This is a genomic window from Variovorax sp. Root411 (assembly GCF_001425205.1).
In the GTDB taxonomy this organism is placed as follows: domain Bacteria; phylum Pseudomonadota; class Gammaproteobacteria; order Burkholderiales; family Burkholderiaceae_C; genus Variovorax.
Map to the genome: position 1 here is coordinate 40,711 of NZ_LMDW01000018.1, position 14,840 is coordinate 55,550.

The following is a 14,840-nucleotide window of genomic DNA, read 5'->3' on the forward strand; positions in this document are numbered from 1 at the left end:
GATTTCCATCAGGGTTTCCCCTCAGCAAGCTCCGGTCCTTCATTCAGTACACTGATTGTCATATTCAGTGTGCTGAATGTCGCCTCGCACTCAAAAAAAGCTTCGTGCGACTGCGCTTGTATTTCCCTTCAGGAGACAACGATGAAACACGCCTTGCGCCGTGACCTGGACGAAGGTCCCATGAGCAGATTCCAATGGAGCGCGATCGCCATCTGCATCACGCTCATCATGCTCGACGGCTTCGACGTGCTGGTGATGGCATTCACCGCCGCCAGCGTCTCGGCCGAATGGAAGCTCAGCGGCGCCCAGCTCGGCGTGCTGTTCAGTGCCGGACTGTTTGGCATGGCGGCCGGTTCGCTGTTCCTCGCGCCCCTCGCCGACCGATTCGGGCGCCAGGCCATCATCCTCCTGTGCCTCGTCGTGATCGCGCTTGGCATGGGGCTTTCGGCGCTGGCGCAAAGCAGCACCCAACTGGCGGCCCTGCGCGCACTCACGGGGCTCGGCATCGGCGGAATGCTGGCCAGCGTCGGCGTCATCACGGCCGAATTCGCCTCGAACAAGTGGCGCAGCACGGCTGTCGCGCTGCAGGCGACGGGCTATCCCATCGGCGCGACGATCGGTGGCAGCATCGCCGCAGTGCTGCTCGAGGCCTACGGGTGGCGCTCGGTCTTCGTCTTCGGCGGCCTCGCCACCGTCGCCATGATTCCGCTGGTGCTCTGGCGGCTACCGGAATCCGTCGATTTCCTCACTTCGAGGCGCCCGGCTGGCGCGCTGCAAAAGCTCAACGCCCTGCTGCGGAAAATGCAGCGCACCGAACTGGCCGAACTCCCGCCGCTCCCGGCCGTTGGCGAACGCCCTGCCAACACGATTCCGGGCCTGTTCAACGGCGGTCTGGCCCGCTCGACGCTGCTGCTCTGGGCCGCATTCTTCCTGCTCATGTTCAGCTTCTACTTCGCGCTCAGCTGGACGCCGAAGCTGCTGGTTTCGGCGGGGCTCTCGGCCCGCCAGGGGATCACCGGCGGCGTGCTGCTGAACATCGGGGGCATCGTCGGCGGCAGCCTGTTCGGGCTGCTGGCCGCCCGGCTGGACCTTGGCCGGCTGACGGCTGCCAGCCTGACGATGACCGCCGTCGCCATGGCTGCCTTCGGCGCCTCTACCGGTCACCTCGGTGCGTCGTTCGCGATTGCCTTCCTGATCGGCGCATTCATCTTCGGCTCGATGGCCGGCCTTTATGCGTTCGCGCCGGTCATCTATCCGGCGGCGGTGCGCACGACCGGCATGGGCTGGGCCATCGGCATCGGACGCATCGGTGCCATCCTCGCGCCGCTGATTGCCGGGATGCTGCTCGACGGCGGCTCGCAGGCACCCACGCTCTACTACGCCTATGCGCTGCCGCTGGTCGCGGCGATGGCGGCGGTGCTGGCGCTGCGCCGAAACGCCGCACGGCATTCCACAGGCACCGTGATCGGTGCGCACTGAGCCGGTTTCTTTTCTTTCCCGGAAATCTCAAGGAGACACACACATGTTCCCGAAAAATGCCTGGTACGTGGCCTGCACCGCCAATGAAATCGACGACAAGCCACTGGGCCGGATGATCTGCGGCGAGAAGCTCGTGCTGTACCGTGCGGCTGAAGGCAAGGCTGCGGCGCTGGAGGATTTTTGTCCGCATCGGGGCGCGCCGCTCTCGCTCGGCTCGGTCGTCGAAGGCAAGCTCGTGTGCGGCTATCACGGCCTGGAGATGGGCTGCGACGGCAAGACGGTCGCCATGCCCGGCCAGCGCGTGCGTGGATTCCCCGCGATCCGGTCCTTCCCGGTGATCGAGCGCTACGGTTTTGTCTGGGTGTGGCCCGGCGACCCGGCCCTGGCCCATCCGGCCAAGCTGCATCACCTCGAGTGGGCCGAAAGCCCGGATTGGGCCTACGGCGGCGGCCTCTTCCACATCCAGTGCGACTACCGGCTCATGATCGACAACCTGATGGACCTGACGCACGAGACCTACGTGCACGCGACCAGCATCGGCCAGAAGGAGATCGACGAGACGCCGACCAAGACCGTCACCGAAGGCGACACCGTCACCACCGCGCGCCACATGGAAAACATCATGGCGCCCCCTTTCTGGCGCATGGCGCTGCGCGGCAACCACCTGGCCGACGACGTGCCGGTCGACCGCTGGCAAATCTGCCGTTTCACGCCGCCGAGCCACGTGCTGATCGAAGTCGGCGTCGCACATGCCGGCAAGGGTGGCTACCACGCCGACGCGGCGCACAAGGTGTCGAGCATCGTGGTCGACTTCATCACGCCCGAAACGGAAACCTCGATCTGGTACTTCTGGGGCATGGCGCGCAATTTTCAGCCGCACGACAAGGCGCTCACCGCATCGATCCGCGAAGGCCAGGGCAAGATCTTCAGCGAAGACCTCGAGATGCTCGAATCGCAGCAGCGCAACCTGCTCGCGCACCCGCAACGCCAGTTGCTCAAGCTCAACATCGATTCCGGCGGCGTGCAGTCGCGCCGTGTCATCGAACGCCTGATCGCACAGGAAGACGAAGCTTCCAGCAAGCAGGAGGTCACCGAATGAACGCCTCCGAACTCAACGTACGCGTTGCACGCAAGCACGTCGAAGCGCTGGACATCTGCACGTTCGAGCTGGTGCGGGAAGATGGAGGCGCCCTGCCGGCGTTCTCGGCCGGTTCGCACATCGACGTGCACATGCCGAACGGTGTCACGCGCCAGTACTCGCTGTGCAATGACCCGAGCGAAAGCCATCGTTATCTGATCGGGGTGCTGCGCGATCCTGCATCGCGCGGCGGATCGCAAACGATGCACGACCTCGTCAAGGAGGGCGACGCGCTTCGCATCAGCGCACCGAAGAACCACTTCCCGCTGGCGCACGGCGCCGCGCACAGCGTGCTGATTGCCGGCGGAATCGGTGTGACGCCCATCCTGTGCATGGCAGAGCGGCTCGCCGTCGCCAACGCGGCCTTTGACATGCACTACTGCACGCGTTCGCAGGAACGCACGGCGTTTGTCGAGCGCATCGCGCAAGCGCCATTCGCTTCCCTGGTGCAATTTCACTTCGATGACGGGGATGAAACGCAGAAGTTTTCGCTTCCGACCATCGTCCAAACTCCGAAGACGGGCGTTCACCTGTACGTGTGCGGCCCCAAGGGCTTCATGGACTGGGTGCTCGACGCTGCACGCACCGCCGGCTGGCCCGTCGACCAGCTCCACTACGAATTCTTCTCGGCCGAGGTGGTCAAGTCGGACGCCGATGCGGCCTTCGAGGTCAAGCTCGCGAGCTCCGGTCGCATCGTTGCGGTGCCCAAGGACAAGACGGTGGTGCAGGCCCTCGCGGCGGCGGGCATCGAGGTGGCCACTTCGTGCGAGCAGGGCGTGTGCGGCACATGCCTCACGCGCGTGCTCGAAGGCGAGCCCGACCACAAGGACATGTACCTGACGCCCGAGGAACAGGCAGCCAACGATCAGTTCACGCCCTGCTGCTCGCGGTCGCGTTCGCCGATCCTCGTGCTCGACCTGTAGGGCGCTTGAAGCGAGAGAGCCTCGGTAAGATCGCGGGCTTCTGCGCTGCCGAAGCCGATCTGTATTCTCCATCATGTCCCTCAGCAAGTCCGATACCGTCGCGATCGACATCAACGACCAGCCGGGTCACCTCATCCGGCGCGCCCATCAGATCGCAGTGTCGGTATTTCACGAGACGCTGGGCCGCGACGTCACGCCGGTGCAATATGCCGCGATGCGCGTCTTGCAGGACAAGCCGGGCATCGACCAGATCACCCTGGCCCAGCAGGTGGCCCTCGATACCTCCAGCACTGCCGACATCGCTGCGCGGTTGGAAACGAAGGGATTGATCACCCGCAAGATGCTGGCGCGTGGACAGCGCGAGTTGCGCCTCACGACCGCCGGCGAGGACTTGCTCGCAGAGATGGTGCCCGCGATGGCACAGATGCAAGATGCCCTCCTGGGCTCGCTGAGCGAGAAGGAGCGCGGAGATTTCATGGCGTTGCTCAGGAAATTCGTCACCGTCAACAACGAGAAGAGCCGCGCGCCGATGCGCGCGTAATGCGGGCGGCTGCGTTCCACGAGCGCCTCTGCGGCTTCGCAAGCCCACTGTTGCGTCGCCTCGGCACAATCACCCCATGCCCAGCGTCCAACCCATCAAGAAAAAGACGGCCCCCACGGTCCCGGCCACACCGACGCCCCCGACCGGGTCCGTGGACACCGCCTTCCTTCGCACGCTCGTGGGCTACAACGCGCGCCGCGCCTCCCTGGCCGTCATCGAGGTGTTCATGGAGCGCATGGCGGTATACGGCCTGAAGGTGGTGGATTTCTCGGTACTGTCGCTGATGGCGCACAACCCCGGCATCACCTCGCGCCAGCTGTGCGCCACGCTCGATGTGCTGCCGCCCAACCTGGTGGGACTGATCGCCGCGCTGGAGCGGCGTGGGTTGATCGAACGCCGCCCGCACCCGAGCGACGGACGCGCCCTGGGCCTGCACCTCACGCCGGCAGGGATGGATCTGACCGCGCAGGCCGAGCAGACCGCCGCGGACCTGGAGATGGACGCCACCGGGCGCCTGACGGCCGCCGAGCGCAAGACGCTGATCCGGCTGCTGCAGAAGGTGTATTCGCGGGGATGAAGTTCCCCCTGGCGCTGCGCCGGAGCGCAGGGCCGAAGACGACGCGAGCGCTATCGGAGGTACTTCACTCGACGCGCGACTTCTCGGCCATGGCCTGCGCCAGGCCACCCCACTGCGCGCGGAACAGCCCCGGGTCCATCGTCTTCACATCGCGCATGATCGGCCTGAACCCCATGTGCGCCAGCACGTCGCGCTCCAGGTCGATGCCCGGCGCGATCTCGATCAGCTCCAGCCCGTCGGTGGTCAGATCGAACACCGCGCGTTCGGTGACGAACAGCACGTTCTGCTGGCGCCGTGCGGCATCCAGCCCGTTGAAGGTGATCTGCTCCACCTTCTCGATGAACTTGCGCGACTTGCCTTCCTTGACGATGGCGAGCTGGCCGTCGGCCACCTTCACCTGCAGGCCGCCGGCGGTGAAAGTGCCGCAGAACACCAGATTCTTCGTGGCGCACGTGATGTTTACGAAGCCGCCGCAACCCACGGGGCGGCCGTTGAACTTGCTCACGTTCACGTTGCCGTGGTTGTCTACCTGGGCCAAGCCCAGGAAGCTCGCGTCCAGGCCGCCGCCGTCGTAGAAGTCGAACTGCAGCGACTGCTCGATGATGGCGTCGGCGTTGTAGGCGGTGCCAAAGTCTCCGAGCTGCGCCGGGATGCCACCGGTGATGCCGCTTTCCACACTCAGGATGAACTGGTCGGACACGCCCTCTTCCGCCGCCACCGAAGGCACGCCGGCCGGAATGCCGATGCCCAGGTTGGTGATGGCGCCGGGGGTCAGCTCCAGCGCCGTGCGGCGGGCAATGACCTTGCGCTCGTCCAGCGCCATCGGCTCCAGCGAATTGAGCGGCACGCGCACGTCGCCGCACAGCGCCGGGCTGAACTGCGTGGTGATGGTCTGCATGTGGTTCTCGGGCTGGCTGACCACCACGTAGTCGACCGACACGCCCGGCACCTTCACCGACTTGGGGTGCAGGCTGCCGGCCTTGACGATGCGCTCCACCTGCGCAATGACGATGCCGCCGCTGGCCTTGGCCGCGTGGGCAATGCTGATCTGCTCGAGCAGCACGCCTTCCTTGTCGAGCGTGATGTTGCCGTTCTCATCGGCCAGCGTGCCGCGGATGATGGCGACGTCGACCTTGGGCGAGGGGTAGAACAGCCATTCCTCGCCGTTGAACTCCACGAGCTTCACCAGATCTTCGGTGGACTTGCTGTTGAGCTTGCCGCCTTCGATGCGCGGGTCCACGAAGGTGCCCAGGCCCACCTTGGTCAGCAGCCCGGGGCTGCGGCTGGCGATATGGCGCGTGAGGTGCGAGAGGCTGCCCTGCGGGAAGTTGTAGGCCTCCACCTCGCCGTCGAACACCATCTTCATCATCTCGGCGCCGGTCTGGCCGAAGTGGCCCGCCACGGTGCGCTTGATCATGCCGGGGTGGGCGAAATGCACCATGCCCGCGTCCTTGCTGTTGCCGATGGCACCGCAGGCCCAGGTCGTCACGTTGCGCGGGTGGCCCGTGTCGAGGAAGTTCTTTTCCACGCCCTTGAGCACTTCCTCGGGCAGGCTGGAGACGGCCAGGCCGCCCAGGAAGATGGTGGCATCGTCGGGAATGAGGGCCCCGGCTTGGGCGGCGGTGATGATTTTCATGGTGTGTGTGTTCCGGGTATCGGGTGTGCGGGTTCCGGGGCTCTCAGGCCTCGGGGTTTTCGATGAGGAGCGCCATGCCCTGCCCGCCGCCCACGCAGGCGCTGGAAATGCCGTAGCGCAGGCCGCGCCGGCGCAGCTCGCGCGCCAGCGTCACCGTGAGGCGCAGGCCGGTGGCGGCCAACGGGTGGCCCAGCGCGATGGCGCCGCCGTTGACGTTGAGCTTGTCGCGGTCGAGGCCCAGTTCGCGCTCCACGGCGATGGTCTGCGCGCCCTGGGCTTCGTTGATTTCAAACAGGCCGATGTCGTCCAGCGTGAGCCCGGTGCGCGCCAGCAGCGCGCGGATGGCGGGGGCCGGGCCGATGCCCATGTATTCGGGCGCCACGCCCACCGCCGCCGCACCGCGCAGGCGCGCCAGGGGCTTCAAGCCGCGCTGCTGAACATACGCATCGCTGGCCACCACGGCACCCACGGCGCCATCGACCAGGGCCGAGCTGTTGCCAGCCGTCTGCACGCCACCCGGGTACACGGTGCGCAAGCCCGCCAGGGCCTCGATGGGCGAGGGGCGCGGGTGAGTGTCGCGGTCGAGCTGCGCCACCTTGCGAGGCAGCGTGATGCCGCGCGTGGCATAGCCTTCGAGTGCGAATTTCTCGCTCGCCACCGGCACGATCTCGCCGGCCAGGAAGCCATCGGCCTGGGCCTGGAGCGCTCGCTCGAACGAGCGGGCGGCATAGGCATCCACGTCTTCGCGGGTGATGCCGTATTTCTTCGCCAGGTTCTCGGCGGTCTCGATCATCGTGACCGGGCCCGCGGTGTCGATCAGCGCTTCCATCAGGAAGTCCTTGAACTCCACCGGGGCGCCCAGCTTGAAGCCGGTGCGGTGCGTGTAGGCGGCAATGGGGTTGCGCGTCATGGACTCGGTGCCCACCACCAGCGCCACGTCGGCATAGCCCAGCGCGATCTGGTCGGCGGCCTGGCGCAACAGCTCGAACCCCGTGCCGCAGATGCGCTGCACCAGGATGGCCGGCACGCTCTGCGGCACGCCCGCGTACAGGCCGATGTGGCGCGGCAGCACGAAGGCGTCGAAATCGGCCTGCGCCATCGATCCCGTGATGACCGAGTTCACGTCGGCGGCGGGCACGCCGCTGCGCTCCAGAGCCGCACGGGCGACCTTGATGCCCATGTCGGTGGGCGACACATGGCCCAGGGGCCCACAGTAGTCGACCATCGGCGTGCGCACGCCGTCGATCAGCCAGGCGTTCAGGGGAGCGGAGAAGGAATGTTCGGTTGTCATGGATCAAACTTTCTGGGTTTTGCTGTCGGTCACGCGCAGCACGGTGGCATAGCCGGTGTCGCCCGCGGCGCAGCCGGTGAACAGGCCCACGCCGCCGCCGCGCAGCACCAGTTCTTCGATGAGTTCGATGATGGCGCGCATGCCGGTGGGCGCCTGCGGGTGGCCCCAGATGATGGAACTGCCGAAGTTGTTCATGCGCTCCCACGCGAAGCCCGTGTCACGCGCCAGGGCGATGTCGTTCACGGCGAACGGGTTGTGGGTCTTGATGGCGTCCACGTCCTTCACGGCGAGGCCCGCGTGCTTCAGGGCATTGAAGGTGGCGGGCACTGGCGCCATGGGCATGTAGCCGGCCTCCACACGCGCCATGCCGAAGCCGAGGATCTCGATCTCGATGCCGGGGTCGATGGAGGCCGCGCGCGCACGGTCGCGCGTGGTGACGATGGCGCCAGCGTTGCCGTCGGCCGGATGGGTCTGCCCGCCGAAGGTCACGGTGCCTCCTTCCTTCACGGGCTTGAGCCTGGCCAGGCCCTCGGCGGTGGTCGGGAAGATGCCTTCGTCGGTGGCGAGCGTGCCGGTCTGCTTGCGGAACTTTGAATCGCTCAGCGGCACGTCGGCCATGTAGCGCTTCTGGAACGCGCGATCGTCGGCCAGCGCCTGCTGGTACTGGATGTAGCGATGCAGCTTCAGCGCGTGCTGCTCTTCGGTACTGATGCCATAGCGCGCGGCCACGTTCTCGCCGGTCTGCAGCATCGCGTTCTTGGCGTAGGGGTCGTGCGCCATGTTGTCGGGCACCCAGTGCTCGGTGATGCCGTAGCCGCCGGTGCCGCTGGAGTCGGGGTAGTACACGACCGGGCCGTTGGACTGCCGGTCCGCCATCACCAGCAGCGCGCTGCTGGCGGTGCCGCACGCCACCTCCTGCGCGGCCATCTGCAGCGCGCGCACGCTGGTGGCGCAGGCCTGCTGCACGGTGGGGCCGGCCACGCGGTCGATGCCCATGAGGCCCGTGACCCACGGCAGGCCGTAGAAGCTGCCCTTTTGCGGATTGGTGATGCCCAGGATGGCCAGGTCCACCGCCGCGAGGTCGTAGCCGCGCGCCGCCAGTGCCTGCTGGCCCACCTTGGCGGCCAGCGGCAGCGCATTGAGGTTGGCCAGGGAGCCCTGCCACTTGGCAAAGGGCGACGACCAGTAGATACCGTAGGGGATGAAGGCGTTCACGGCGGTTTCCTTGTTCCTGAGGGCTGCATTTAGTTATTTACTATAACCATATGGCTTGCTGGAAGAGGCTAGGGAAAGCACCTAGAAAAGAGCCCGGCTCTCACCTTGTTTTAGTTATTTTCAATAATCATAATTTCGTCAACTTACAGACATCACCATGACCCAGTCCACCGACATCTCCCTGGAAATCCGCGGCGAACGCGAGGAAATCGCGGTCATCCGCCTCACCCGCCCCGCCAAGCGCAACGCCTTGAACGACGGCCTGATCCTCGCGCTGCGCGATGTGATGGACACCCTGCCTGCCACCGTGGGCGCGGCCGTGATCGACGGCCAGGGCGAGCATTTCTGCTCGGGGCTGGACCTCAGCGAACTCAAGGAGCGCGATGCCGGCCAGGGCCTGCACCACTCGCGCATGTGGCATGCGGCGCTTGATCGCGTGCAGTTCGGCCCCGTGCCCGTGGTGGCCGCGCTGCACGGTGCCGTGGTGGGTGGCGGGCTGGAACTTGCCAGCGCCTGCCACATCCGCGTGGCCGACGAATCGACGTTCTACGCACTGCCCGAAGGCTCGCGCGGCATCTTCGTGGGCGGCGGCGGCGCGGTGCGCATTCCGCGCCTGATCGGCACGGCCCGCATGACCGACATGATGATGACCGGCCGCGTCTACAACGCCGTGGACGGCGAGAAGGTCGGCTTTGCGCAGTACCTCGTGCCCACCGGCACCGCGTTCGACAAGGCCTTCGAGCTGGCCCAGCGCATCGCCCAGAACGCTCCGCTGACCAATTACGCGCTGATGCACGCGCTGCCCCGCATTGCCGAGCAGCCGTCCGACCAGGGCCTGATGACCGAAGCCATGATGGCCGCCATCGCACAGAGCGCACCCGAGGCCAAGGCCCGCGTGCGCGCCTTCCTCGACGGCAAGGCGGCCAAGGTCAAGAAGGACTGAGGCACATCGCGCGCACGGAAAGCCCCTGATGACTGCAAACCCCTCCACCCCCCGCTACCGCCCCCTGCGTTTCGGGGTCACCGAAGTGCGCACCCGCGCTGCGGGCAACGGCGTGGTCTATGTCGAAGCCGCGCAGGCCCTGCAGCCGCACCCCGTGCGCCTCACCGACCGGCTGGCGCACTGGGCGCAGGTGGCGCCCGAGCGCACGTGGATGGCCCAGCGCGTGAAGAATGCCGATGGCAGCCTGGGCGACTGGCGCCACGTCAGCTACGGCCAGGCTTGGCAGGCTGCGCGCAACATCGCGCAGGCGCTACTCGACATGCACCTGAGCGCCGAGCGACCCGTCGCCATCCTGAGCGAGAACGACCTGGACCATGCCCTGCTGTCGCTGGGCTGCCTGGTGGCCGGCGTGCCGCAGTGCACGGTGTCCACCGCGTACTCCACCATCAGCCAGGACTACGACAAGCTGCGCCACGTGCTGGATACGCTGACGCCGGGCCTGGTGTTTGCCAGCGACGCCGCGCGGTTCGAACGCGCCATCCAAGCCACCGTGCCCGCCGACGTGCAGGTGGTGCTGGGCAGCGGCGGCATCGAGGGCCGCGGCACGGTGCCGTTCAGCGACCTGCTGGCGACGCCCGCCACGCCCGCCGTGGATGCGGCGCACGACGCCATCACCGCCGACAGCATCGCCAAGTTCATGTTCACCTCGGGCTCCACCAAGCTGCCCAAGGCCGTGATCGTCACGCATGGCATGTGGGCCGCCAACCTGCAGCAGATGAACCAGTCCATGCCCGTGCTGGCCGAGGAGCCGCTGGTGCTGGTGGACTGGCTGCCGTGGAACCACACGTTCGGCGGCAACCACAACTTCGGCATCGTCATCTACAACGGCGGCACGCTGTATCTGGACGAGGGCAAGCCCACGCCCAAGGGCATGGCCGAGACCATCCGCAACCTGCGCGAGATCGCGCCCACGGTGTACTTCAACGTGCCCACCGGGTTCGAGGTGATCGCGCACACTATGAAGACCGACGAGCAGCTGCGCAAGAACCTGCTCAGCCGCGTGAAGATGTTCTTCTTTGCCGCCGCCGCGCTCTCTCAGCCCATCTGGGATTCGCTGTTCGAAAGCGCCGAGCGCGAGGTGGGCGAGCGCATCGTGATGAACACGGGCCTGGGCATGACCGAGGGCTGTCCCTTCTGCGTGGCCGTGAACAGCCCGAACGTGCAGGCCGGCGACATCGGCGTGCCCACGCCGGGGCTCGAACTCAAGCTTGTGCCGGTAGACGGCAAGGTCGAGGTGCGCTACCGCGGCCCCAACATCACGCCCGGCTACTGGCGCAACCCCGAGGCCACGCGCGAGGCTTTCGACGAAGAGGGCTTCTACTGCTCGGGCGATGCCGTGAAGTGGATCGACGAGAACGACCTCCACAAGGGCTTGAAGTTCGACGGCCGCATTGCCGAGGATTTCAAGCTCAGCACCGGCACCTTCGTGAGCGTGGGCCCCATGCGCGCCAGGATCATCGCGGCCTGCGCGCCTTACGTGCAGGACGCCGTCCTCACCGGCATCAACCTGAAGGAGATCGGCGCACTGCTGGTGCCCACACCCGCCGTGCGCGCGCTCGGCGGCCTGCCCGACGGCGCGAGCCTGCAGGAGGTGCTGGAAAGCGCGCCGGTGCAGCAGCACTTCCAGCAGGTGTTCGACAAGCTGGCGGCCGAATCCACCGGCAGCGCCACCCGCGTGGCGCGTGCCCACCTGATGGCCGAGCCGCCATCGCTCGACAAGGGCGAGATCACCGACAAGGGCTCCATCAACCAGCGCGCCGTGCTCCAGCACCGCGCCCAGCTGGTGGACGCCCTGCACGGCGGCAGCCTGCCTTTCACCATCGTTCCCCAACACTGAATCTCACCGGAAGGAATCCATCATGCACATCCAGGGACAAGCCGCCATCGTGACCGGCGGCGCCTCCGGCCTCGGCGAAGCCACCGCCCGCGAACTGGCGCGCCTGGGCGCGAAGGTGGCCGTGCTCGACCGCAACGCCGAGCAGGCCGAGAAGATCGCCGCCGAGATCGGCAAAGAATTTGGCAACGGCTGCGCCGTGGCGTGCGCCTGCGACATCACCGACGCCGCCAGCGTGACCGCCGCACTGGACAAGGCTGCCGCCGCCCATGGCCCCGCGCGCATCCTCATGAACGTGGCCGGCATCGGCAGCGCCAAACGCATCGTGCAGCGCGACGGCAGCGCCGCGCCGCTGGAAGACTTCACGCGCGTGGTCACCATCAACCTGATCGGCAGCTACAACGTGAGCCGCCTGTTCGCAGCCGCCTGCGCCAAGCTGCCCGCGCTGGACAACGGCGAACGCGGCGTGATGATGTTCACCGCCTCGGCCGCCGCGTTCGACGGCCAAGTGGGCCAGCAGGCCTACAGCGCATCGAAGGGCGGGCTCGTGGGCATGACGCTGCCCATGGCGCGCGATCTGGCCCAGCACGGCATTCGCGTGTGCACCGTGGCGCCCGGCCTGTTCGCCACGCCGCTCATGAACGAACTGCCCGAAGCCGTGCAGCAGTCGCTGGCCGCGTCGATCCCGTTCCCGCCACGCCTGGGAAAGCCCTCGGAGTTCGCCGAGCTGGCCTGCCATATCGTCACCAACGGGCACCTCAACGGCGAAGTGATCCGCCTCGACGGTGCACTGCGCATGGCGCCGCGCTGACTCTTCAAACCCGCTTCCATCCCGCTTCCTTCAGGAGACATCGATGACATTCAAGAAAAAGACCACCCTCGCCGCCGTGCTGGCGCTCATGGCCATGGGCATGGCCCATGCCGACATCACCATCGGCGTGGTGCAGCCCCTCACCGGCCCGGCCTCCGGCCTGGGCATTCCGGTGAAGAACGGCATCATGATCTGGCCCAAGGCCATCGCGGGCGAGACGCTCAAGGTGGTCGTGCTCGACGACGCCACCGATCCGACCACCGGCGTGAAGGATGCGCAGCGCCTGGTGACGGAAGACAAGGCCGACGTGATCATCGGCTCCAGCGCCACGCCGGTCGCCATTCCGATGGCCGACGTGACCGCCGAAGCCGGCACGCCCCAAATCGCGACCTCGCCCGCCAGCCTGCCGCCGGGCAAGGACAAGTGGTTCTTCCGCATGCCGCAGTCGAACGACGTGATGGCCTATGCGGTGGTCGCGCACATGAAGAAGCAGAACGTGAAGACGGTCGGCTTCCTCGGCTACACCGACGCGTATGGCGAACTGTGGCTCAAGGCGCTGACCGCCGAGGGCGCCAAGAACGGCATCAAGATCGTTGCGACCGAGCGCTTCGCGCGCTCCGACACCAGCGTGACCGGCCAGGTGCTGAAGCTCACGTCGGCCAACCCGGATGCGATCCTGATCGTCGCCTCGGGCAGCGGCGCAGGCATGCCGCAAAAGGCGGTGATGGAGCGCGGCTACAAGGGCAAGGTCTACCAGACGCATGCCGCCGCCACGCAAGACCTGATGCGCACCGCCGGCAAGGACGCCGAAGGCACCTTCGTGGTGTCCGGCCCCGCCACCGTGGCCGAGCAGCTGCCCGACAGCCATCCGTCGAAGGCGGCCGCGGTCGCCTTCGTGCAGGGCTATGAGAAGGTCTATGGCCCCGGCTCGCGCAACCAGTTCGCCGGCCATTCGGCCGACGCGCTCACGGTGCTCGAGAAGGCCGTACCTGTTGCACTCAAGAAGGCCAAGCCCGGCACGCCGGAATTCCGTGCCGCGCTGCGCGATGCACTCGAGAACATGGGCCGCACGGTGCTCGCGCACGGCGTACTCAACTGGACGGCGCAGGACCACTGGGGCTACACGACCGAGACCGGCGTGATGCTCAAGGTGGTGAACGGCGCGTTCAAGGTCGAGCAGTAATCTTCTCTTCAATCGCAGCCTCACGCCATGGACTTATCAATCGCCGGCATCCTGACGCTGGACGGCCTCACCAACGGCGCGATCTATGCCCTGCTGGGCATGGGCATCGTGCTTGTCTTCACGGTGACCCGCGTCATCTTCATCCCGCAGGGCGAATTCGTGGCGTACGGCGCGCTGACGCTGGCGATCTTCCAGACCGGCAAGACGCCGGGCACGGTGTGGCTGCTGCTCATACTGGCGGGCGTTGCCGCGCTGATGGACCTGGTCACGACCTGGCGCCACAGCGGCAGCGCGGCGGGCGGGCTGAAGGCGGCAGCGCGTACCTTCGCCCTGCCGGCCATCATCTGCGCGGTGTCGGCGTGGGCCGGCCCGCGCAACCTGCCGATCGGCGTGCAGGCGCTGCTCACGGTGTTCATCGTCACGGCCTTCGGGCCGCTGGTGTACCGGGTGGCGTACCAATCGCTGGCGGGGGCAAGTTCGCTGGTGCTGCTGATCGTCTCGGTCGGCGTGCACTTCGCGATGACGGGGCTGGGGCTGTTGTTCTTCGGCGCGGAGGGCTTTCGCAACCCGCCGTTCTGGGACGAGCGGATGGCGCTGGGCCCGCTGAACGTGAGCGGGCAGGCACTGATCATCTTTGCCATGTCGGCCGCGCTGATCGTGCTGCTGTACCTGATGTTCGAGCGCAGCCTGTATGGCAAGGCGCTGCGGGCAACGGCCGTGAATCGGCTGGGTGCGCGGCTCATGGGCATTTCCACCCAGGCGGCGGGGCAGCTCACTTTCGCGATGACGGCACTCATCGGTGCGCTCTCGGGCCTGCTGATCGGGCCGACCACCACCGTGTTCTACGACTCCGGTTTTCTCATCGGCCTGAAGGGCTTCGTGGCTGCCGTGGTTGGCGGGCTTGCAAGCTACCCGGGTGCACTGCTCGGTGCGCTGGCAGTGGGCGTGATCGAGGCCTTCGGGTCTTTCTGGGCGAGTTCGTTCAAGGAAGTGATCGTGTTCACCATCATCCTGCCGGTGCTGCTGTGGCGCTCGTTGCGCAGCGGGCATTCGGATGAGGAGCATTGATGAACGCCCGTTCTTTTTTTCGCTCTGTGGGGCATTCGGGGCGCGCTCACGCCGACGGGGTGCCTTGCTCCGCGAATGTCCCCCGCTTCGCTCCTCCTTTATTTCGCTGCGCAAGGCACCCCGCCGTCGTGATCGTTCAGA

General features: G+C 66.8%; 13 protein-coding genes. 10 read left to right on the plus strand and 3 right to left on the minus strand.

The features are described 5' to 3' along the window. The first annotated feature begins 141 nt into the window (after nt 1-141). From ASC92_RS22130 to ASC92_RS22150, 5 genes are all read left to right on the plus strand, one after another. On the plus strand, nt 142-1,479 hold the full coding sequence (locus tag ASC92_RS22130) for an MFS transporter (protein WP_056520069.1): 1,338 nt from the start codon (nt 142-144) through the stop codon (nt 1,477-1,479). A 43-nt stretch (nt 1,480-1,522) separates the two neighbouring features. Beyond that, a complete protein-coding gene (locus ASC92_RS22135; RefSeq protein WP_056520073.1) occupies nt 1,523-2,578 on the plus strand; it encodes an aromatic ring-hydroxylating oxygenase subunit alpha in 1,056 nt (351 codons plus the stop codon). Next, entirely contained in the window at nt 2,575-3,540 is a 966-nt protein-coding gene (locus ASC92_RS22140; RefSeq protein WP_056520076.1) for a PDR/VanB family oxidoreductase, read from the plus strand. The genes ASC92_RS22135 and ASC92_RS22140 overlap by 4 nt, the downstream gene beginning before the upstream one ends. 73 nt (nt 3,541-3,613) lie before the next feature. Then, nucleotides 3,614-4,081 carry a MarR family winged helix-turn-helix transcriptional regulator gene (locus ASC92_RS22145; RefSeq protein WP_056520079.1) on the plus strand — a complete coding sequence of 156 codons (468 nt, stop codon included), beginning with the start codon at nt 3,614-3,616 and terminating at the stop codon, nt 4,079-4,081. 76 nt (nt 4,082-4,157) lie between these two features. Then, nucleotides 4,158-4,658, plus strand: a complete 501-nt coding sequence (locus tag ASC92_RS22150) for a MarR family winged helix-turn-helix transcriptional regulator (RefSeq protein WP_056520082.1) — start codon at nt 4,158-4,160, stop codon at nt 4,656-4,658. Between the two features lie 64 nt (nt 4,659-4,722). Here the strand turns inward: ASC92_RS22150 and ASC92_RS22155 are convergent, their stop codons facing one another. Genes ASC92_RS22155 through ASC92_RS22165 form a run of 3 tightly spaced genes read right to left on the minus strand, consistent with a single transcriptional unit; the run spans nt 4,723 to nt 8,800 of the window. Beyond that, complete coding sequence (locus ASC92_RS22155) at nt 4,723-6,294, minus strand: acyl CoA:acetate/3-ketoacid CoA transferase (protein WP_056520085.1); 1,572 nt, start codon at nt 6,292-6,294, stop codon at nt 4,723-4,725. Nucleotides 6,295-6,337: 43 nt separating this feature from the next. Further along, nucleotides 6,338-7,585 (minus strand): thiolase family protein, encoded by a 1,248-nt coding sequence (locus ASC92_RS22160; RefSeq protein WP_056520088.1) that lies wholly within the window; start codon nt 7,583-7,585, stop codon nt 6,338-6,340. Nucleotides 7,586-7,588: 3 nt separating this feature from the next. After that, nucleotides 7,589-8,800 carry a thiolase family protein gene (locus ASC92_RS22165; protein WP_056520091.1) on the minus strand — a complete coding sequence of 404 codons (1,212 nt, stop codon included), beginning with the start codon at nt 8,798-8,800 and terminating at the stop codon, nt 7,589-7,591. A 157-nt stretch (nt 8,801-8,957) separates the two neighbouring features. Here ASC92_RS22165 and ASC92_RS22170 point away from each other — a divergent pair, with 157 nt between their 5' ends. From ASC92_RS22170 to ASC92_RS22190, 5 genes are read left to right on the plus strand one after another with little or no spacing between them, the layout of a single operon-like run. Then, the gene (locus ASC92_RS22170) at nt 8,958-9,743 is read left to right on the plus strand and encodes a crotonase/enoyl-CoA hydratase family protein (protein ID WP_056520094.1); all 786 of its coding nucleotides are present in this window, start codon (nt 8,958-8,960) and stop codon (nt 9,741-9,743) included. A gap of 28 nt (nt 9,744-9,771) precedes the next feature. Next, nucleotides 9,772-11,640, plus strand: coding sequence for a feruloyl-CoA synthase (locus tag ASC92_RS22175; protein ID WP_056520096.1), 1,869 nt, complete (start codon nt 9,772-9,774; stop codon nt 11,638-11,640). Between the two features lie 22 nt (nt 11,641-11,662). After that, nucleotides 11,663-12,448 (plus strand): SDR family NAD(P)-dependent oxidoreductase, encoded by a 786-nt coding sequence (locus ASC92_RS22180; protein ID WP_056520098.1) that lies wholly within the window; start codon nt 11,663-11,665, stop codon nt 12,446-12,448. 43 nt (nt 12,449-12,491) lie between these two features. Further along, nucleotides 12,492-13,631 (plus strand): ABC transporter substrate-binding protein, encoded by a 1,140-nt coding sequence (locus ASC92_RS22185; protein WP_056520100.1) that lies wholly within the window; start codon nt 12,492-12,494, stop codon nt 13,629-13,631. 27 nt (nt 13,632-13,658) lie between these two features. Then, nucleotides 13,659-14,699 (plus strand): branched-chain amino acid ABC transporter permease, encoded by a 1,041-nt coding sequence (locus ASC92_RS22190; RefSeq protein WP_056520102.1) that lies wholly within the window; start codon nt 13,659-13,661, stop codon nt 14,697-14,699. Nucleotides 14,700-14,840 lie beyond the last annotated feature (141 nt).

Coding starts and splice junctions, on each gene's coding strand:
- ASC92_RS22180 (WP_056520098.1), top strand. CDS start 11,663: ATGCACATCCAGGGACAAGCCGCCATCGTGACCGGCGGCGCCTCCGGC.
- ASC92_RS22185 (WP_056520100.1), top strand. CDS start 12,492: ATGACATTCAAGAAAAAGACCACCCTCGCCGCCGTGCTGGCGCTCATG.
- ASC92_RS22155 (WP_056520085.1), bottom strand. CDS start 6,294: ATGAAAATCATCACCGCCGCCCAAGCCGGGGCCCTCATTCCCGACGAT.
- ASC92_RS22160 (WP_056520088.1), bottom strand. CDS start 7,585: ATGACAACCGAACATTCCTTCTCCGCTCCCCTGAACGCCTGGCTGATC.
- ASC92_RS22145 (WP_056520079.1), top strand. CDS start 3,614: ATGTCCCTCAGCAAGTCCGATACCGTCGCGATCGACATCAACGACCAG.
- ASC92_RS22130 (WP_056520069.1), top strand. CDS start 142: ATGAAACACGCCTTGCGCCGTGACCTGGACGAAGGTCCCATGAGCAGA.
- ASC92_RS22175 (WP_056520096.1), top strand. CDS start 9,772: ATGACTGCAAACCCCTCCACCCCCCGCTACCGCCCCCTGCGTTTCGGG.
- ASC92_RS22135 (WP_056520073.1), top strand. CDS start 1,523: ATGTTCCCGAAAAATGCCTGGTACGTGGCCTGCACCGCCAATGAAATC.
- ASC92_RS22170 (WP_056520094.1), top strand. CDS start 8,958: ATGACCCAGTCCACCGACATCTCCCTGGAAATCCGCGGCGAACGCGAG.
- ASC92_RS22190 (WP_056520102.1), top strand. CDS start 13,659: ATGGACTTATCAATCGCCGGCATCCTGACGCTGGACGGCCTCACCAAC.
- ASC92_RS22140 (WP_056520076.1), top strand. CDS start 2,575: ATGAACGCCTCCGAACTCAACGTACGCGTTGCACGCAAGCACGTCGAA.
- ASC92_RS22150 (WP_056520082.1), top strand. CDS start 4,158: ATGCCCAGCGTCCAACCCATCAAGAAAAAGACGGCCCCCACGGTCCCG.